Origin of the sequence: Phytobacter sp. SCO41 (assembly GCF_003073275.1) — a bacterium.
Lineage (GTDB): Bacteria > Pseudomonadota > Gammaproteobacteria > Enterobacterales > Enterobacteriaceae > Phytobacter > Phytobacter diazotrophicus.
In genome coordinates this window covers 536,002-553,601 of sequence record NZ_CP027225.1, presented here as the reverse complement: position 1 = coordinate 553,601, position 17,600 = coordinate 536,002, and the positions used below count along the sequence as shown (strand labels likewise).

Below are 17,600 nucleotides of genomic sequence, written 5' to 3'. Positions count from 1 at the left end.
AAAACCTTTATTGCACGGCAAACTGCTGGCGAATTTTACGCATAAGCAGGAAAAGCCACGGCCAAAGCACGCCATTAACGAAGCTACTCCAGAAAATTTCTGGTTTGAAGGAGACATTAATGACCAAAAACTCTGCCCAGAAGACGATGACTTCGGTTGCCAGCGACAAGACCATCACCACCAGCGCCTGTTGCCATAGTGCCAGGTTACGGAACAGTTGAAATTTAAGCGCGACCAGATAGGCGATGATGCTCAGAGACAACGCACGTACACCAAGCGTGGATCCGCTAATGAGATCCAGTATGGCACCCATAACGAAACCTGTGCCGACATTTACGCGGTGCGGTAGCGCCAGAATCCAGTAAAGCAGGATAAGTAACACCCAGTTTGGCCGGTAGACAAGAATGTCATCCGGCCAGGGCATAATTTGAAGCAACAATGCGATAAGAAACGAGAGCCAGATAACCCATCGCCCCTGGCTACGGTAACTTGCCACTATTGGCCTCCCCGGGAGCCTTGAGACGGTGACGGCGGCCCGGCAATACCGGTTGCAGGTGCAGGGATCGGCGCAGGCGGCCCCATCGCATCCGGGGCAGGCAATACTTGCGGCATCATCTGCATCAAACGTTCGTTAGCCACGCGGTGTACTTCTTCCGGCGTCATCGGATTCGTGCCGTTACGATCGGCACCCCACAGCAAAAGCAAGTAGCGCAAACGCTGCAAGCCTGCGGTAGGACGCGCCTGGATAACGGTATACGCCCGCTGCGTGTCGAGTTTTACGGAAGAGACCACCCCAACAGGATAACCTTCCGGGAAGCGCCCACCGAGACCGGACGTCACCAGCACATCCCCTACCCGAATATCGGTATTGGCTGGCAGATGTTCCAGTTGCAGATCGTCAGTACAGCCATTGCCTGCGGCAATAACGCGAATATCGTTACGCAGCACCTGAATCGGCAGTGCATGGGTCGCATCACAAATCAACAGGACCCGGCTGGTCAGTTTGGCTACTGCGACAACCTGGCCTACCACGCCTTTATCGCTGATCACCGGCTGGCCTTCATAGACACCGTTAGCGCTGCCCTTGTCGATAACAACCTGGTCGCTATACGGATCGTTGACCGTTGAAATAACCTGAGTGACCATTTTCTGTTCGTCCTGACGCAGCGGCGAACCCAGCAGCTCACGCAGTCGCGCGTTCTCCTGTTTATATTGCCCTAACATCAGCAGCTCGCTGTTTTTCAACAACAGTTCCTGACGCAATGCCCGATTTTCAAGCTCAAGTTGATCGCGCGACGAGATCGTTTGTGAAACGCTATCTAATAATTCGCGAGGACCATTGGAAATAAAGTAGAAAGGACTGACGGCAGTATCCATGTACGTTCGAATTTGACTGAACGTACCGAGGCGGCTGTCGGCAATAATAACTCCGAGCGCCACTACCACCGCCAGGAAAAGGCGAATCTGTAGCGACGGGCCACGGCTAAAAATTGGCTTCATAGGCTTTGCGTATTCTCAGGCCAGACAAATCCGGGGCGATATCTTCGCCCCGAATCTGAATCAGACTATTCTTCGCTGAACAAATCGCCGCCGTGCATATCGATCATTTCCAGCGCCTTGCCGCCGCCACGCGCTACGCAAGTCAGTGGATCTTCTGCAACTACGACAGGAATACCTGTCTCTTCCATTAACAGGCGGTCAAGGTTGCGCAGCAGCGCGCCACCACCGGTCAGAACCATACCGCGCTCAGAAATATCGGACGCCAGTTCTGGTGGGCACTGTTCCAGTGCGACCATCACCGCGCTAACAATACCGGTCAGAGGTTCCTGCAGTGCTTCCAGAATTTCGTTAGAGTTCAGTGTGAAGCCACGCGGAACACCTTCTGCCAGGTTACGGCCACGAACTTCGATTTCGCGGACTTCGTCACCCGGGTAAGCAGAACCGATCTCGTGCTTAATACGCTCAGCGGTTGCTTCACCGATCAGAGAGCCGTAGTTACGGCGAACGTAATTAATGATCGCTTCATCGAAACGGTCACCACCGATACGTACAGAGGAGGAGTAGACCACGCCGTTCAGAGAGATAACGGCCACTTCTGTGGTACCACCACCGATATCGACAACCATAGAACCGGTTGCCTCAGAAACCGGCAGGCCTGCACCAATTGCGGCAGCCATAGGTTCTTCAATCAGGAAAACTTCACGCGCACCAGCACCCTGAGCGGATTCACGGATCGCACGACGCTCTACCTGGGTCGCGCCAACCGGCACACAAACCAACACGCGCGGGCTCGGACGCATAAAACTGTTGCTGTGCACCTGCTTGATGAAGTGCTGGAGCATCTTTTCTGTCACGAAGAAATCGGCGATCACGCCATCTTTCATCGGGCGGATAGCAGCAATGTTGCCCGGCGTACGGCCCAGCATCTGCTTAGCTTCATGACCTACCGCGGCTACACTTTTCGGTGAACCGGCACGATCCTGGCGAATGGCTACCACGGAAGGCTCATTCAATACGATGCCTTGTCCTTTTACATAAATCAGGGTATTCGCGGTACCCAGGTCAATGGACAGGTCATTGGAAAACATGCCACGAAATTTTTTCAACATACTAAGGGATAATCCTGAAAGCTGGGGCGGAAAACAAAATCCGCTTACTTTACCAACCACACGCAGCAGCGACAAGGCGCAAAAATCATCTGCTACGGTGAAAATTAGTGCAGTTTGTTTCCTTTGTTACAAACAACCTGACTCCTTCAGGAATGAACCATGGCGGGAGCAATCCTTGCCCTGCGTTTGTAACCTGTCAAAGGTTAAAACTAGCGTTCGCGCTGTGGCAATCTGGCGGGCAGGCAAGCACACCCCCATACGTACGATACAGCGCGCGTTATTCTACGTGAAAACGGCTTAAACGGCAGTTCAAACCGAGTATCTTTGCGAATATTTTTTCACATTGGTGTCAAGCGGCTGGGAGGAAGCAAAAAAATCCCCCTGACCACCCGAAACGCCACGTTCAATCAGCGTCTGCCATTCGCCACGGGAACGAACGCCAGTGGCGAAAACGCGCGTATGCGTACCTTTGCAGGCTTCCACGAGACTTTGCACCAGTAGCTGATTTTCCGTGCGTTTCTCAATGTTCCTGACAATCCCAGGATGAAGTTTTAGCAATTCGACATCCAGCGCTTTAATCCAGCTGGTACTGACCAGGGTGAGACCCGCCTGCGTGACAGCAACTCGCGAGCCTAACGCATTAATCAACCGCACCACCGGTTGTAACCGGCTGATATGTTGACAAACATCAGCCTCGGCAAGTTCAAAAATAATCCGTCGACGCTGTGATTTTTCACATTGCATCAAGGTATCGCGCAGCCAGCGCTGAAAACGTGGTCGAATAAGCGACTCCACGGTCACCTGCATGGCGAGGGTTTCTTCCGGCCAGTACCCCAGATAAGGAATGAGGCGTCCAATTTGCAGTCGGTCATACTCCTCAGACAGACCAAACTGCAGCACCATGGGCATATATTCCGCAGAAATAACTTCCTGGTCGCCATCATAGATGCGGCACATCAGTTCGCGATGGTGAACAATCCCTTCGCGATTAACTGCTGGCTTCTGGTAGACCCGCGGGCCGCCACGGCTAAGCATTTGCTCAATGAGCGTACGCCAGCGAACGTTGCCGCGCCCCTGCTCCGGCAGCGTATCGTCGTAAACCGACCAGCTATTCCCCCCTTGCAATACCGCATTGCGGGTCGCCGCTTCGGCATGCTCCATGACCTGCTCTGTCGACTGTCCACTGCGCCAGGCGCAAATGCCAATGTGCATCATATCTTCACGATCGAGCATTTTGCTGGGCTGCAGGCCATCCACGGCCTTTAAAATCTGCCCGGCGATACTTTCCGCTTCTTTTAATGTGCGGTGCGGTAACAGCACGGTAAAGTCGCTGCGGTGGTAGCGCGCCAGCAGCGCGCCGGGATAACGCATAATAAATGTTGATAACAGGTTGATGAGCATAAACAGATGCTCTTCGACGGCCGGGCGCCCCCAGCTATCGCGCAGTAATTCAAAATCGGGTAACCGGATCATCATGACAACGCCGTGCGCGCCGACTTTCTCCTGATCCTCAAGCAATGTGGCCAGTTGATTATCAAAGAACAGACGGTTATTGAGCCCGGTTTTGGTATCCTGGGCGGCGTAGGAGCGGATCAGCGTATCGATATGGCTGCGCTGATCGCTGGCAAACTGGATCTCTGAGAGCAGAACATCCAGCGCGCTACTGGCGCGGGATGGCCATTCATAAATAGAACCGCGCGCCTGGGCCCCGCGCTCCCCATTAAGAATGCGGGTGGAGCGAAGTTCGAGTAATTCCTGCCCCGAGAGCTGTCGGCGCAGCCAGCGTACAGAGAGGAAAATAATCAGGACCATAAAACCGATCGCCAGCGTCAGCGGTACGGTGGTTAAGAGAGAACGGAAATAGTTAGCCATCGGGTCCTGATAGACCAGCGTGATGGTCATGCCCGGATTTTTAAGGGAGTTAATCTCTAATTCACGATACTGGTAATTACTCCCGGCGGGGCGATAACTGCTTTTGCGGGTGTGCTGCAGAACGGTTTGCTTTCCCTGACGTACCTCAATCCCCACAATGTCCACTGGCACCATAAGTTCATCCAGATGGGATGAGATGGCCGAAGGAGACATAAAAATCAAACGGGTATCGACCACCGCCGCAACCGATTCAACGCGGTTAATCACCTTCGACTGAATGGCGTTGTAAAAGCTCAGTGAGCAGCCAAACAGGGTGACAAATATTGCCAGGCCCGTTAGTAGCGTCACAAAAGCTGAGAATTTCGTCGTTAATCGCATCCTTGTGTTAACTCCGTAGTGTAAAAGAACGAGACGCGGCAAACCCTGAAAACAAAGTAAGCGCTAACTTGAAAAACGAGCCCGGCATACTAGCAGGCCTGACGCTTCTGGCAATCAGTATTGCATACAACTATGCGAGTATAGCCCTCAGAATTTATTTGCCAATCATCCAGGGGAGCAAAGGCCACCTGCAGGCAGTAAACGGCCAGATTTCAATTTTTCGTGATAATCCCCCGCCCCCATATTCGCCGTGCTACAAGTAATAAAAAGGGGGAAATTTATGCACAAGAAAAAACTTACTGAATCCGATGTCACCGCCGAATCCGTTTTTATGCTGCGACGTCGCCAGATCCTGAAAACGCTGGGCATTAGCGCCGCTGCCCTGAGCCTGTCTCCCACTGCGCGCGCCGATCTGCTTGACTGGTTTAAAGGAAATGATCGGCCTAAAGCCCAGCCCGGCAAACCACTCCAGTTCAGTAAACCGGCTCAGTGGCAAAACACGCTGACATTAACGCCCGAAGATAAAGTGACGGGCTATAACAATTTTTATGAGTTTGGGCTGGATAAAGCCGATCCCGCGGCTAACGCGGGAAGCATGAAAACCAATCCATGGACGCTCAAAATTGACGGTGAAGTAGCCAAACCTCTTACGCTTGATTATGACGCGCTTACCACGCGTTTCCCGCTGGAAGAGCGCATCTACCGCATGCGTTGTGTTGAAGCCTGGTCGATGGTGATTCCATGGACCGGCTTTCCGCTGCATAAGCTGCTGTCGCTGGTCGAGCCCACCAGCAACGCTAAATATGTGGCTTTTCAAACCCTCTATGCCCCCGATGAGATGCCCGGTCAGAAGGATCGCTTCATTGGCGGCGGTCTGGAATATCCTTACGTAGAAGGGTTACGTATAGATGAAGCGATGCATCCCCTCACATTATTGTCGGTTGGCGTTTATGGTAAAGCGCTGCCGCCACAAAATGGCGCGCCGATCCGCCTGACCGTCCCGTGGAAATACGGCTTTAAAGGCATTAAGTCGATAGTCAGTATTAAGCTAACGAAAGAGCGTCCCCCCACCACCTGGAACCTTGCGGCGCCAAATGAGTACGGTTTTTTTGCCAATGTAAATCCGCATGTCGACCATCCTCGCTGGTCACAGGCAACCGAGCGCTTTATCGGATCCGGCGGCGTGCTGGATGTAAAACGCCAGCCTACGCTTCTCTTTAACGGCTATGCGGATGAAGTGGCGTCCCTTTATCGTGGTTTGGATCTGCGGGAGAATTTTTGAGTGCGTTTAACAGCAAAACAGATTGTCTGGCTTAAAGTATTGCTGCACCTGGCAGGTTTTCTGCCGTTTGTCTGGTTGTTCTGGGCATCGTCGCAGGGGTATTTTAGTGCCGACCCGGCAAAAGACATTCAGCATTTTACCGGCAGAATGGCGCTGAAATTTTTACTGGCAGGCTTGCTGGTTGCGCCACTGGCGCGTTACGCTAAACAACCGTTGCTTATTCGCACCCGTCGTTTACTGGGATTATGGTGTTTTGCATGGGCAACATTGCATCTGACCAGTTACGCGCTGCTGGAACTGGGGATCAACAATCTGGTTCTGCTTGGCCGGGAGCTGACAACGCGCCCCTATTTAATGTTAGGAATTGTGAGCTGGCTTATCCTGCTGGCCCTGGCAGCGACATCTACCCAGTGGGCACAGCGAAAAATGGGTAAACGATGGCAACAATTGCATAACTTCGTCTATCTCGTCGCGATCCTGGCCCCTATCCATTACCTGTGGTCAGTGAAGATATTATCGCCGTTGCCGCTCCTTTATGCAGCCGCTGCATTCGGGCTATTAGCGTGGCGATACAAGAAGTTCCGCCAGTGGTGGCGCTAAAGTTTCGATATGTGCACTCCTCCGCAGTTCCATTATCAATCGCAGGGATAAAACCAAATGCGGTTGATAATCTTCCCTGATAAGACCAGTATTTAGCTGCGAAATGCTACGAAATAGTTATAATGTGCGACTTTGGTTTTGCCTGGCGGGCTTTTTAAGGTCCAAAAAGGTGACAACCACGCAATGAAGGTATATTTTGTTTTTTACCGGAAAATTGCAGGAGATAGCAGCACGATGGCTGGCAAGTTGCGCATTTTGCTTTTAAACGGCCCCAATCTTAACATGCCGGGAGCACGCAAGTCGGAAACCTATGGCACCCTTCGACTTTACTGAGTTCACTCTGAGCAATATGCATGCGCACGAACCATCTCGCCATCATTCCTGGCTCTCCGAAATCGCTACTGGCGTGGTCTTCGGACCTTATGCTGGCAGTTGTACATACGCTTTACAGACGGCGGTAACACGCCTGTCACAATCAAACTAAACAAGAGTACGGAACCCACTCATGGATATTCGTAAGATTAAAAAACTGATCGAACTGGTTGAAGAATCAGGCATCGCTGAACTGGAAATTTCTGAAGGCGAAGAGTCTGTACGCATCAGCCGCGCACCGGTGAACACGGGCTTCCCGGTGATGCAGCAAGCTTATGCGGCTCCGGTTATGCAGCAGCCAGCCCCTGCGCTTTCTGGCGCAGTCGCTCCCGCAGCTCCGGCTACGGCAGCAGAACCTGCGGCTGCGCAAATCAGTGGTCACATCGTACGTTCCCCGATGGTCGGGACCTTCTACCGCACGCCGAGCCCGGACGCTAAAGCGTTCTGTGAAGTCGGCCAGAAAGTCAATGTCGGCGATACCCTGTGCATCGTTGAAGCCATGAAAATGATGAACCAGATCGAAGCCGACAAAGCGGGCGTAGTGAAAGCCATTCTGGTTGAAAGTGGCCAGCCGGTAGAGTTTGACGAGCCGCTGGTCGTCATCGAATAACGAGGCGCACATGCTGGATAAAATTGTCATCGCCAACCGCGGCGAGATTGCACTGCGTATTCTTCGTGCCTGTAAAGAACTGGGTATCAAGACTGTCGCCGTGCATTCGACTGCGGACCGCGATTTAAAACACGTACTCCTGGCGGATGAGACGGTCTGTATTGGCCCGGCTCCGTCCGTAAAAAGCTACCTGAACATCCCGGCTATCATCAGCGCGGCGGAAATCACTGGCGCGGTGGCGATTCACCCCGGTTATGGTTTCCTTTCAGAGAACGCCAACTTTGCCGAGCAGGTTGAGCAGTCCGGCTTTATCTTCATCGGCCCGAAAGCCGATACTATTCGCCTGATGGGCGACAAAGTGTCTGCCATTACCGCGATGAAGAAAGCGGGCGTACCGACCGTACCGGGCTCCGACGGCCCGCTGGGCGACGATATGGATGTCAACCGCGCGCATGCCAAACGCATTGGCTACCCGGTTATCATCAAGGCGTCCGGCGGCGGCGGCGGTCGCGGTATGCGTGTCGTTCGCGGTGACGCTGAACTGGCACAGTCCATTGCCATGACCAAAGCTGAGGCCAAAGCGGCGTTCAACAATGACATGGTGTACATGGAAAAATACCTGGAAAATCCTCGTCATATCGAGATCCAGGTACTGGCTGATGGCCAGGGTAACGCCATTTATCTGGCTGAACGTGACTGCTCCATGCAGCGTCGTCACCAGAAGGTTGTCGAAGAAGCACCGGCTCCGGGCATCACCCCGGAACTGCGCCGCTATATCGGTGAGCGTTGCTCCAAAGCCTGTGTGGATATCGGTTACCGTGGAGCAGGTACGTTTGAGTTCCTGTTCGAAAATGGCGAGTTCTATTTCATCGAAATGAACACCCGTATCCAGGTGGAACATCCGGTGACCGAAATGATCACTGGCGTGGACCTGATCAAAGAGCAGTTGCGTATCGCTGCCGGTCAGCCACTTTCCATCAAACAGGAAGAAGTTGTGGTGAAAGGCCATGCGGTAGAGTGCCGTATCAACGCCGAAGATCCGAACACCTTCCTGCCGAGCCCGGGTAAAATTACCCGTTTCCATGCGCCAGGCGGTTTTGGCGTGCGCTGGGAATCACATATCTACGCCGGTTACACCGTACCGCCGTACTATGACTCAATGATCGGCAAGCTGATTTGCTTTGGTGAGAACCGTGATGTGGCAATTGCGCGTATGAAAAATGCGTTGCAGGAGCTGATCATTGACGGTATCAAAACCAACGTGGATCTGCAGATGCGCATCATGAGCGATGAAAAATTCCAGCAGGGTGGCACTAACATCCACTACCTGGAGAAGAAACTCGGTCTGAACGAAAAGTAAGACTGGGTGACTTGTCATGTAAAAGGCCGGATTTTCCGGCCTTTTTTATTTCAGGGGATCGCTGACTATCCATAAGGTACAATCCCCGCTTTCTTTATCCACATGGGACACAAAATGGACAAACGTTTTGTTCAGGCCCACAAAGAAGCGCGCTGGGCGCTGTGGCTGACCCTCCTCTACCTCGCCGCATGGTTGGTGACTGCTTACTTACCAGATTCAACGGTCGGGTTTACCGGATTACCTCACTGGTTTGAAATGGCCTGCCTGTTAACGCCGCTGGTTTTTATTCTGCTGTGCTGGGCGATGGTGAAGTTTATTTATCGCGATATTCCCCTGGAGGACGATGATGCAGCCTGAAGTCATTCTTCCCCTTGTCGCTTATCTGTTAGTGGTGTTTGGCCTGTCTGTGTACGCCATGCGCAAAAGGACTAACGGCACCTTTCTGAACGAGTATTTTCTCGGCAGCCGTTCGATGGGCGGCATAGTACTGGCAATGACGTTAACCGCGACCTACATCAGCGCCAGTTCCTTTATCGGCGGCCCAGGCGCTGCCTATAAATACGGGCTGGGTTGGGTGCTGCTGGCGATGATCCAGTTGCCCGCTGTCTGGCTTTCGCTGGGTATTCTTGGCAAGAAATTCGCCATTCTGGCGCGGCGCTACAATGCAGTGACGCTCAACGATATGCTGTTCGCCCGCTACCAGAGTCGTCTGCTGGTCTGGCTGGCAAGCCTGAGCCTGCTGGTGGCGTTCATCGGCGCAATGACCGTGCAGTTTATTGGCGGCGCACGTTTGCTGGAAACCGCAGCGGGCATCCCTTACGAAACCGGTCTGCTGATTTTTGGCATCAGCATTGCGCTGTATACCGCGTTTGGCGGTTTTCGCGCAAGCGTACTGAACGACACAATGCAGGGCATGGTAATGCTGATTGGCACCATCGTCCTATTGGTGGGCGTGGTGCATGCGGCGGGTGGTTTAGGTCATGCGGTGGAGACATTGCAGACGATCGATCCGAAACTGGTCACGCCGCAAGGGGCCAACGATATTCTGTCGCCAACCTTTATGACCTCATTCTGGGTGCTGGTCTGTTTTGGCGTGATCGGTTTACCGCACACGGCGGTACGCTGCATCTCCTATAAAGATAGCAAAGCGGTGCATCGCGGAATTATCATCGGCACGATTGTGGTGGCGATCCTGATGTTCGGCATGCATCTGGCTGGCGCGCTGGGCCGCGCGGTGATCCCTGACCTGACCGTACCGGATTTGGTGATCCCCACGTTAATGGTTAAAGTGCTGCCGCCGTTTGCCGCCGGGATCTTCCTGGCAGCGCCGATGGCGGCGATCATGTCGACGATCAACGCCCAGTTGCTGCAAAGTTCCGCTACGATCATTAAAGACCTCTATCTCAACCTCCGCCCGGAACAGCTAAAAAACGAGACGCGTCTGAAACGGATGTCGGCAGTCATCACGCTGATGTTAGGCGCTCTGCTGCTGCTTGCCGCCTGGCGACCACCGGAGATGATCATCTGGCTGAACCTGCTGGCGTTTGGTGGGCTGGAGGCCGTATTCCTGTGGCCGCTGGTGCTGGGGCTTTACTGGGAACGTGCAAACGCGGCAGGCGCGCTGAGCGCCATGATCGTCGGCGGCGTGCTGTATGCCGTGCTTGCTACGTTTAAGATCCAGTACCTGGGCTTCCATCCGATTGTGCCTTCGTTACTGTTAAGTTTACTGGCGTTTGTGGTCGGCAACCGTTTCGGTGAGCCTGTTTCACAACCCGCTACGATTTCTACTGATAAATAAAGAGTTTTGCCATGCCGTGGATCCAACTAAAACTGAATACAACTGGCGCTAACGCCGAAGACCTGAGCGACGCGCTGATGGAGGCTGGCTCGGTCTCCATTACCTTTCAGGACACGCATGACACGCCGGTCTTTGAGCCGCTGCCGGGCGAGACGCGCCTGTGGGGTGATACCGACGTTATTGGCCTGTTCGATGCCGAAACCGACATGAAAGAGGTTGTGGCGATGCTTGAGCAACATCCGCTGCTCGGTGCGGGTTTCGCACATAAAATTGAACAGCTCGAAGATAAAGACTGGGAGCGCGAGTGGATGGACAACTTCCATCCGATGCGCTTTGGTGAACGTCTGTGGATCTGCCCGAGCTGGCGCGATGTGCCGGACAAAAACGCGGTAAATGTGATGCTCGATCCGGGCCTGGCGTTCGGTACCGGCACGCACCCAACCACCTCATTATGTCTACAGTGGCTTGATGGTCTGGATTTAGCGGGTAAAACAGTGATCGACTTTGGCTGCGGCTCCGGCATTCTGGCGATTGCCGCGCTGAAACTGGGGGCGGCAAAGGCGATCGGTATCGATATCGACCCGCAGGCGATTCAGGCCAGCCGCGACAATGCCGAGCGTAACGGCGTTTCTGAGCGCCTGGAACTGTATCTGCCGCAAGACCAGCCTGACGCGATGCAGGCGGACGTGGTGGTCGCCAACATTCTGGCAGGCCCTTTGCGTGAGCTTGCCCCGCTTATCAGCGTACTGCCGATCTCAGGCGGCCTGCTCGGCCTTTCCGGGATTCTCGCCAGCCAGGCTGAAAGTGTCTGTGAAGCCTATCGCGATACCTTCGCACTCGACGCTGTGGTGGAAAAAGAAGAATGGTGCCGCATCACCGGCCAGAAAAAGTAAGTCGTCGACCAGGCAATAAGGCCACGAAGCATTCAGCAACATAATGCTCCATAGGGTGAAAATGGGAGTCTGATCTCATTTTCACCCTCTTTTTTGACGATTAAAACAGCAAGATATGCCGCTGAATCAGGGTTATGGTGAAGAAAAACAGAGAAGTTTGACGAATTTATATTTGTTCACAAATTCGCCATTTTAATATAACTCAATGATTTTAAATCATTAATATTTTCACCTATCGCCTTTCGCTGTGATTCATTGATCTGCGACAGTGGATTGGTCAAAGTTTGGCCTTTCATCTCGTGCGAAAAATGCGTAATATACGCCGCCTTGCAGTCACAGTATGGTCATTTCTTAACTCATGCGCATCGGACACCACCAGCTCAGAAATCGACTGATCGCAGCGCCAATGGCTGGCATTACTGACAGACCGTTTCGGACGTTGTGTTACGAGATGGGAGCCGGATTAACGGTATCCGAGATGATGTCCTCCAACCCTCAGGTTTGGGAGAGTGACAAATCAAGGCTGCGGATGGTGCATATCGATGAGCCCGGTATTCGTACCGTGCAAATTGCCGGTAGTGACCCGGAAGAAATGGCGGAAGCCGCACGTATCAACGTGGAAAGCGGCGCCCAGATTATTGATATCAATATGGGCTGCCCGGCAAAGAAAGTGAATCGCAAGCTTGCGGGCTCTGCCCTGCTGCAATACCCGGATCTGGTGAAGTCTATCCTGAACGCGGTAGTGAAAGCAGTGGATGTGCCCGTCACGCTTAAGACTCGCACTGGCTGGGCTCCGGAACACCGTAACTGCGTAGAAATTGCCCAACTGGCTGAAGACTGTGGCATTCAGGCTCTGACCATTCATGGACGCACCCGCGCCTGTTTGTTCAATGGAGACGCTGAGTACGACAGTATTCGGGCAGTTAAGCAGAAGGTTTCCATTCCGATTATCGCGAATGGTGACATCACTGACCCGCTTAAAGCCAGAGCTGTACTCGACTATACGGGGGCTGATGCCCTGATGATAGGACGTGCAGCTCAGGGAAGACCCTGGATCTTTCGGGAAATCCAGCATTATCTGGACACTGGGGAGCTGCTCGCCCCACTGCCTTTGGCAGAGGTAAAGCGCTTGCTTTGCGCGCATGTTCGGGAATTGCATGACTTTTATGGTCAGGCAAAAGGGTACCGAATTGCACGTAAACACGTCTCCTGGTATCTCCAGGAGCACGCTCCAAATGACCAGTTTCGGCGCACATTCAACGCCATAGAGGACGCCAGCGAACAGCTGGAGGCGTTGGAGGCATACTTCGAAAATCTTGCGTAATGAAATAAAGAGCTGACAGAACTATGTTCGAACAACGCGTAAATTCTGACGTACTGACCGTTTCTACCGTTAACTCTCAGGATCAGGTAACTCAAAAGCCCCTGCGTGACTCGGTTAAACAGGCACTGAAGAACTATTTTGCTCAACTGAATGGTCAGGATGTTAATGATCTGTATGAGCTGGTACTGGCTGAAGTTGAACAGCCACTGTTGGACATGGTGATGCAATACACCCGCGGCAATCAAACCCGCGCTGCCCTGATGATGGGTATCAACCGTGGTACGCTGCGTAAGAAACTGAAAAAATACGGCATGAACTGATAATTATCAGCTAAGTGACTGTTTAAAAAGGCGCTACTCGGCATGGGATAGCGCCTTTTTTATTGCTTGTGATACACCTTGTGATACACAGTTGAGCGAACCTTATTGAACGAAGTTGAACACCTTCCATATTTGGCATTACAGTCATAAAAGCCGGAAAAAAATGGAAGGTATGATGGACGATTTTTTAAATGAATTTGCATCGGATGAGGAAAGAGCAAGGCATCTTGAGAATCTTTTAATCGAGGTTGCCAGAGGAGGACCGCGAGAAAACAGCGATAACTTCAATGCTCTTCGGTCCCATTTCATAAAAAATGGAGTTTTAAAAGATCTTCTGCCTGCATTTGTCCGAGAGTGCAGAAGCCTTAAGCAATTTTGGGGCTTTATTCAACCCGCATACTCTTCTTACAGAGAACGTGAAAATTTCATTGCGTCCGAGTTCACCCCCTTAATTGATTATTTTGAAGGGGCAAACACCATCCCTTCTGATTTTCATATCACTGATGGACTGAAAAGTTACGATGAGCGCGGCGTAAATGAAGCGTGGACAAAAGCATTAGACCGCAGAAGCACAGACCCAGAAGGTGCTATAACCGCAGCACGCACGTTAGTAGAAACAGTTTGCAAACATATCTTGGATGATTTGAAAATTCCTTATGATCGAAACCTTGATATGAGTGAGTTGTACAAGCTAACGTCAAAAGAACTAAATCTTGCCCCTGATCAGCATGGTGAACAGATATTTAAACAGATACTCAAAGGCTGCTCATCAGTGGTTAATGGTCTCGGTACGCTGCGAAATAAATATGGTGATGCTCATGGGATAGGAAAAAAACCGCCCAAGCCAACTGACCGGCACGCTCTATTAGCCGTAAATCTCGCTGGTAGCATGGCTGTTTTCCTAATCCAAACCTGGCAAAAAAAATCGAAAGGCTAGCGTCGTGGCGGTGTAACTTTTTGCCATTGGTACGGTTTGACCTCCATCCTCTGACGGCGCCGCTCTTTAGCAGCTAAAGCCATAGCAACCCTTGTACGAATAATTAGCCTATCCTGCCCGTTTAGTTCATGGCCCTGCTGACGGGCCATTTCCTTTATTACTTCTTCGTATTTATCCAGATCAAGCATGTTCGCCTCAGTTGATGGAGTTTGTGCTGTGAGCGAATACAGCCAGGCTGGCAGCAAGCAGTTCTTTCATGTGCTCGGCCCAACCATTAAAAATTGCTTTGTCTGTGCCGGGAAACGTCACCAAAAAAGATATCAGAATGTCATCAGTGAGCTTGTCCTGCTGATCCCAGTCAACAATGAACTGTCGAAATAGTGAGTACGCCTTTTCCGGGTCTGTGTTCTGCCACGTCGCGACAACAACATCGAAGGGAGGGACGGTGTAAGTCACCAAAACTGGCAAAGGCTCATACTTTGTTGGTATCAGCACCTCACGGATGAATGTCTCACCTTCCGGCCATAACTGAGGATGATTTGTCATTGCTGATCCTCCACGTAGATTCCTGCGGAAATAATGGCGCCGCCGATGCGACGCTTTCCATAGCCCAATGGAACTGGATATCCCTGTGCTGCCGTATTCGTGACGCTGCCAAAAGCGTAAGACGCTTTGTTATCGGCGTCCTGCTTACTGGCGAGACCTGCGGTCTGTGGCGAAAGCATCTGAATTACGCCACCAGCCATCATTGCCGCCCCCATTTGCATGGTATATGGCCCCCAGGTGGCACCGCCAAGAGCTTGGCCAAAATATGTAAATGTCCCAATGGCACCTACCACAACCAACACAGCGCCAAGAATAGTTTGAAGGACACCGCCACGTTTACTGCCCATAACTACAGGCACAATACGAATTTCACGCCCCGAGTTTGGGTAGTCGAGTTCATCTTTTCCAATATTGTCTTTTCCGCGAAATACGGCATATGTCAGCCCACGCTCACGACTTGACCTCATATAATCTTCGAAGCCTGGAATTGTGGCAGCAAGTGCCCTACCGGCCTCCCCTGTGGTTCGAATAAGCCTATGGTGTACTTTTCCGAAAAGCTTACCAAGTTGCCCCCCGAGGCGAATGGTCGTCATTACTTCCTGATTTGCTTCACGCATAAATAATCTCCTGTCAGATACCGTTAAATGTCGCCAGTCGTTGTTTGTGAATATCACTCATGTCGAAAGCAAAATCCTCGTGCTCAGCCTGGAAGGTGCCGAAAGCCATCAGCGCTGATACCGCAGGATCTATCTTGTTAGAGGATTTCTTTTTGTTGGGCTTAATGTTGGCGTTAGCGTCGGACTCCATCACCACGTTACCAATCGCCCAGGCCAGAACCGGATCGCCGCGATGGCGCACTACCTTACGGTTAACGAACACCTCAAAGGATTTCGCTACCGGGCTGAACTTGAGATAGGTTTGCGGGAACGGCTCCACATCGAGGCCAGCCCCCTGCAACTGGGTGCGCAAGTGTGTGGCGTTCCACGTATCAAAGCCCACCAGCCGGATATTGAATGTTTCAGCGTCGCGCAGGATATCGTCACGGATGCGGTCATAGTCGATACAGTCGCCGGGGGTGGTTCGTATCCAGCCCGCTTTTACCCACTGGCGATAGATGGCGCGGTTTTTGTTAGCAACGTTAAGTAGCTGCGCTTCGGGCAGATAGTGCCGGGTAAGAAGCCTAATCTCGCGTTCAAACGGGAAAGCGTAACTCACACTGGTAATATCGCTGGTCGAGGACAGGTCAAATCCGGCGTAACACTCCATCCCTGCCAGATCTTCTTCGGCATAATCGAGTGCACAGGCATCCCATGCACCAGCCCCCATCCACGGTGTGGAACCCTGACACCAGATATTGAAACGCTTGGTCAGCATCTCCACCCATTGTGACGGTATACCCCGCGCTTTCTGGATGGTGGATTCCAGCTTCGCGGCATCAACGGAAACATGAAGGTTAGGGTTAGCCTTGATCCACATTTCCGGCTGCTCAACCTCGCTTTCGTCGTCAAGCTCGTAGATGAGGACAAACAGCGAATCGTTGCTCTCTTCCCCGGCCAGAATCTGACAGCAGTAGTCATAATGCTGCTTACAGGCCGAGACAACGTTACTCCCGGCGGTGGTGATGGCGAACAAAATCGCCTCCGGACGAGCGCCCATACCCAGCTCAAGCGCGGAATAAACGCCGTTATCCGGGTGAAGGTGGTACTCATCGACAATCGCCAGGCTTGGGTTAGTCCCTTCAATGGTGGCCGCTTTCGCCGCCAGCGGCTTTAACAGGCTGTTGCTCTTCGGGAAAATGACCTTATGCGCCTGGATATTGACGCGCTTTTTCAGCGGTTTTGACAGCAGGCACATCTGGCGGGCATCGTCGAACACGATTCGGGCCTGATCCCGGCTCACCGCCGCCGTGTAGATATCCTGCTGGCCCCTCTCCATTACCAAAAACCAGTTAGCCAGCATGGCGGCCACGGTGGATTTGGCGTTCTTACGCGGCACCTCAATAAATGCGCTGCTGTACTTGCGACGGCCTGACTCCCTGACCTTAAAGCCCAGCAGGTTAGCAAAGGCGAACTGTTGCCACGGCTCCAGCTCTATAGGCTGGCCGCGCAGCGGGCCTTTGACGTGTGGACAGAGCCGGGAGAACGCAATAAATCGCTCTACGGTCGCCGTATCGAACTCATAACGAGGGTCATTCAGGTCTGAAAAGTATCTTTCCACGGCCTGTTTCACGCGCTTACAGGCCAGAATTTCGCCCGTTTTTATCGCGTTTGCGTACTCATTCCAGACGGTCAAGCTCGTCTTCCTCTTCCGTTTCTACCGGGTTACGGCGGCGGCTTACCGGATCAAAGCCCAGCAGCGACGACATTTTAATCATGATTTTTTCAGCGTCGGCCTTTGCGCTCAGCGCCGGATTTCGGCTCTCGCCGCCCTGGCTGTTCACAATGCTGAAACCACGGCTGGCAAGGTCTTCCACGGCTTTGCGGTACATCGAATAGTTAACGCAAAAAAGCTCAAGGTTGTTCCAGTCGGCGGGAGTCAGATCCCCGCGCTCGGCCAGTTGCTTTGCCTTCGCCTTCCACTGCTGCGCGGCTAACTCATCAAGGTAAGCGGGTGGTTTTGGTGGTCTTGCCATAAAAATTTCTCGTTTCCATCGCGTTTTATTTTCAAAAAAATCACCGTGCGTAAAAATTTGAGGGGGC

19 protein-coding genes and 1 pseudogene are annotated in these 17,600 nt (G+C 52.5%); 11 read left to right on the top strand and 9 right to left on the bottom strand.

Translation table 11 applies throughout. The annotated features are described in order from the left end of the window. Positions 1-7: 7 nt before the first annotated feature. From mreD to csrD, 4 genes are all read right to left on the bottom strand, one after another. Positions 8-496: a rod shape-determining protein MreD gene (mreD, locus tag C5523_RS02750; protein WP_039077409.1), complete on the bottom strand. Its 489-nt coding sequence runs from the start codon at positions 494-496 to the stop codon at positions 8-10. Further along, a complete protein-coding gene (gene mreC / locus C5523_RS02745; protein ID WP_071194416.1) occupies positions 496-1,500 on the bottom strand; it encodes a rod shape-determining protein MreC in 1,005 nt (334 codons plus the stop codon). Before mreC ends, mreD begins: the two co-directional genes overlap by 1 nt. A gap of 65 nt (positions 1,501-1,565) precedes the next feature. Continuing rightward, positions 1,566-2,609 carry a rod shape-determining protein MreB gene (gene mreB / locus C5523_RS02740; protein ID WP_006818047.1) on the bottom strand — a complete coding sequence of 348 codons (1,044 nt, stop codon included), beginning with the start codon at positions 2,607-2,609 and terminating at the stop codon, positions 1,566-1,568. 309 nt (positions 2,610-2,918) lie between these two features. Next, positions 2,919-4,859 carry an RNase E specificity factor CsrD gene (gene csrD / locus C5523_RS02730; protein ID WP_079497037.1) on the bottom strand — a complete coding sequence of 647 codons (1,941 nt, stop codon included), beginning with the start codon at positions 4,857-4,859 and terminating at the stop codon, positions 2,919-2,921. Between the two features lie 280 nt (positions 4,860-5,139). Between csrD and msrP the strand changes: the two genes are divergently transcribed. The 11 genes and pseudogenes from msrP to C5523_RS02670 all read left to right on the top strand — a co-directional run bounded on the left by msrP (position 5,140) and on the right by C5523_RS02670 (position 14,355). Beyond that, positions 5,140-6,141 (top strand): protein-methionine-sulfoxide reductase catalytic subunit MsrP, encoded by a 1,002-nt coding sequence (gene msrP, locus C5523_RS02725; protein ID WP_039077406.1) that lies wholly within the window; start codon positions 5,140-5,142, stop codon positions 6,139-6,141. Next, positions 6,142-6,741 (top strand): protein-methionine-sulfoxide reductase heme-binding subunit MsrQ, encoded by a 600-nt coding sequence (msrQ, locus tag C5523_RS02720; RefSeq protein WP_039077405.1) that lies wholly within the window; start codon positions 6,142-6,144, stop codon positions 6,739-6,741. 234 nt (positions 6,742-6,975) lie between these two features. Further along, positions 6,976-7,225, top strand: a pseudogene (locus C5523_RS02715) (type II 3-dehydroquinate dehydratase). A 21-nt stretch (positions 7,226-7,246) separates the two neighbouring features. Beyond that, positions 7,247-7,723 carry an acetyl-CoA carboxylase biotin carboxyl carrier protein gene (gene accB, locus C5523_RS02705; protein ID WP_039077404.1) on the top strand — a complete coding sequence of 159 codons (477 nt, stop codon included), beginning with the start codon at positions 7,247-7,249 and terminating at the stop codon, positions 7,721-7,723. A gap of 10 nt (positions 7,724-7,733) precedes the next feature. Further along, positions 7,734-9,083, top strand: a complete 1,350-nt coding sequence (accC, locus tag C5523_RS02700; RefSeq protein WP_039077403.1) for an acetyl-CoA carboxylase biotin carboxylase subunit — start codon at positions 7,734-7,736, stop codon at positions 9,081-9,083. A gap of 114 nt (positions 9,084-9,197) precedes the next feature. Beyond that, the gene (locus tag C5523_RS02695; RefSeq protein ID WP_071194414.1) at positions 9,198-9,440 is read left to right on the top strand and encodes a YhdT family protein; all 243 of its coding nucleotides are present in this window, start codon (positions 9,198-9,200) and stop codon (positions 9,438-9,440) included. Further along, the gene (gene panF, locus C5523_RS02690) at positions 9,430-10,881 is read left to right on the top strand and encodes a sodium/pantothenate symporter (RefSeq protein ID WP_108700564.1); all 1,452 of its coding nucleotides are present in this window, start codon (positions 9,430-9,432) and stop codon (positions 10,879-10,881) included. The genes C5523_RS02695 and panF overlap by 11 nt, the downstream gene beginning before the upstream one ends. An 11-nt stretch (positions 10,882-10,892) precedes the next feature. Continuing rightward, positions 10,893-11,774, top strand: a complete 882-nt coding sequence (gene prmA, locus C5523_RS02685) for a 50S ribosomal protein L11 methyltransferase (protein ID WP_071194412.1) — start codon at positions 10,893-10,895, stop codon at positions 11,772-11,774. A 358-nt stretch (positions 11,775-12,132) separates the two neighbouring features. Beyond that, positions 12,133-13,098: a tRNA dihydrouridine synthase DusB gene (dusB, locus tag C5523_RS02680; RefSeq protein WP_039077399.1), complete on the top strand. Its 966-nt coding sequence runs from the start codon at positions 12,133-12,135 to the stop codon at positions 13,096-13,098. A gap of 23 nt (positions 13,099-13,121) precedes the next feature. After that, positions 13,122-13,418 carry a DNA-binding transcriptional regulator Fis gene (fis, locus tag C5523_RS02675; RefSeq protein ID WP_000462905.1) on the top strand — a complete coding sequence of 99 codons (297 nt, stop codon included), beginning with the start codon at positions 13,122-13,124 and terminating at the stop codon, positions 13,416-13,418. A 163-nt stretch (positions 13,419-13,581) separates the two neighbouring features. Continuing rightward, positions 13,582-14,355, top strand: a complete 774-nt coding sequence (locus C5523_RS02670; protein ID WP_223878758.1) for an abortive infection family protein — start codon at positions 13,582-13,584, stop codon at positions 14,353-14,355. Here C5523_RS02670 and C5523_RS27585 read toward each other — a convergent pair. The 5 genes from C5523_RS27585 to C5523_RS02645 are packed head-to-tail and all read right to left on the bottom strand — an operon-like array spanning position 14,352 to position 17,533. After that, on the bottom strand, positions 14,352-14,543 hold the full coding sequence (locus C5523_RS27585) for a hypothetical protein (protein ID WP_108700563.1): 192 nt from the start codon (positions 14,541-14,543) through the stop codon (positions 14,352-14,354). The two genes, C5523_RS02670 and C5523_RS27585, sit on opposite strands and share 4 nt — an antisense overlap. 7 nt (positions 14,544-14,550) lie before the next feature. Then, positions 14,551-14,901: a hypothetical protein gene (locus C5523_RS02660; RefSeq protein ID WP_108700562.1), complete on the bottom strand. Its 351-nt coding sequence runs from the start codon at positions 14,899-14,901 to the stop codon at positions 14,551-14,553. Beyond that, positions 14,898-15,518 (bottom strand): tail assembly protein, encoded by a 621-nt coding sequence (locus tag C5523_RS02655; RefSeq protein WP_223878757.1) that lies wholly within the window; start codon positions 15,516-15,518, stop codon positions 14,898-14,900. The genes C5523_RS02660 and C5523_RS02655 overlap by 4 nt, the downstream gene beginning before the upstream one ends. Positions 15,519-15,531: 13 nt before the next feature. Beyond that, positions 15,532-17,193 carry a terminase large subunit gene (locus C5523_RS02650; protein WP_108700561.1) on the bottom strand — a complete coding sequence of 554 codons (1,662 nt, stop codon included), beginning with the start codon at positions 17,191-17,193 and terminating at the stop codon, positions 15,532-15,534. Continuing rightward, a complete protein-coding gene (locus C5523_RS02645) occupies positions 17,177-17,533 on the bottom strand; it encodes a phage terminase small subunit P27 family (protein ID WP_000113647.1) in 357 nt (118 codons plus the stop codon). Before C5523_RS02645 ends, C5523_RS02650 begins: the two co-directional genes overlap by 17 nt. Positions 17,534-17,600: the final 67 nt, after the last annotated feature.

Excerpts from the sequence above, each read along its gene's own strand:
- mreC (WP_071194416.1), bottom strand. The coding sequence starts at position 1,500 with ATGAAGCCAATTTTTAGCCGTGGCCCGTCGCTACAGATTCGCCTTTTC.
- mreB (WP_006818047.1), bottom strand. The coding sequence starts at position 2,609 with ATGTTGAAAAAATTTCGTGGCATGTTTTCCAATGACCTGTCCATTGAC.
- csrD (WP_079497037.1), bottom strand. The coding sequence starts at position 4,859 with ATGCGATTAACGACGAAATTCTCAGCTTTTGTGACGCTACTAACGGGC.
- msrP (WP_039077406.1), top strand. The coding sequence starts at position 5,140 with ATGCACAAGAAAAAACTTACTGAATCCGATGTCACCGCCGAATCCGTT.
- accB (WP_039077404.1), top strand. The coding sequence starts at position 7,247 with ATGGATATTCGTAAGATTAAAAAACTGATCGAACTGGTTGAAGAATCA.
- accC (WP_039077403.1), top strand. The coding sequence starts at position 7,734 with ATGCTGGATAAAATTGTCATCGCCAACCGCGGCGAGATTGCACTGCGT.
- C5523_RS02695 (WP_071194414.1), top strand. The coding sequence starts at position 9,198 with ATGGACAAACGTTTTGTTCAGGCCCACAAAGAAGCGCGCTGGGCGCTG.
- panF (WP_108700564.1), top strand. The coding sequence starts at position 9,430 with ATGCAGCCTGAAGTCATTCTTCCCCTTGTCGCTTATCTGTTAGTGGTG.
- prmA (WP_071194412.1), top strand. The coding sequence starts at position 10,893 with ATGCCGTGGATCCAACTAAAACTGAATACAACTGGCGCTAACGCCGAA.
- dusB (WP_039077399.1), top strand. The coding sequence starts at position 12,133 with ATGCGCATCGGACACCACCAGCTCAGAAATCGACTGATCGCAGCGCCA.
- fis (WP_000462905.1), top strand. The coding sequence starts at position 13,122 with ATGTTCGAACAACGCGTAAATTCTGACGTACTGACCGTTTCTACCGTT.
- C5523_RS02670 (WP_223878758.1), top strand. The coding sequence starts at position 13,582 with ATGGAAGGTATGATGGACGATTTTTTAAATGAATTTGCATCGGATGAG.
- C5523_RS27585 (WP_108700563.1), bottom strand. The coding sequence starts at position 14,543 with ATGCTTGATCTGGATAAATACGAAGAAGTAATAAAGGAAATGGCCCGT.
- C5523_RS02660 (WP_108700562.1), bottom strand. The coding sequence starts at position 14,901 with ATGACAAATCATCCTCAGTTATGGCCGGAAGGTGAGACATTCATCCGT.
- C5523_RS02655 (WP_223878757.1), bottom strand. The coding sequence starts at position 15,518 with ATGCGTGAAGCAAATCAGGAAGTAATGACGACCATTCGCCTCGGGGGG.
- C5523_RS02645 (WP_000113647.1), bottom strand. The coding sequence starts at position 17,533 with ATGGCAAGACCACCAAAACCACCCGCTTACCTTGATGAGTTAGCCGCG.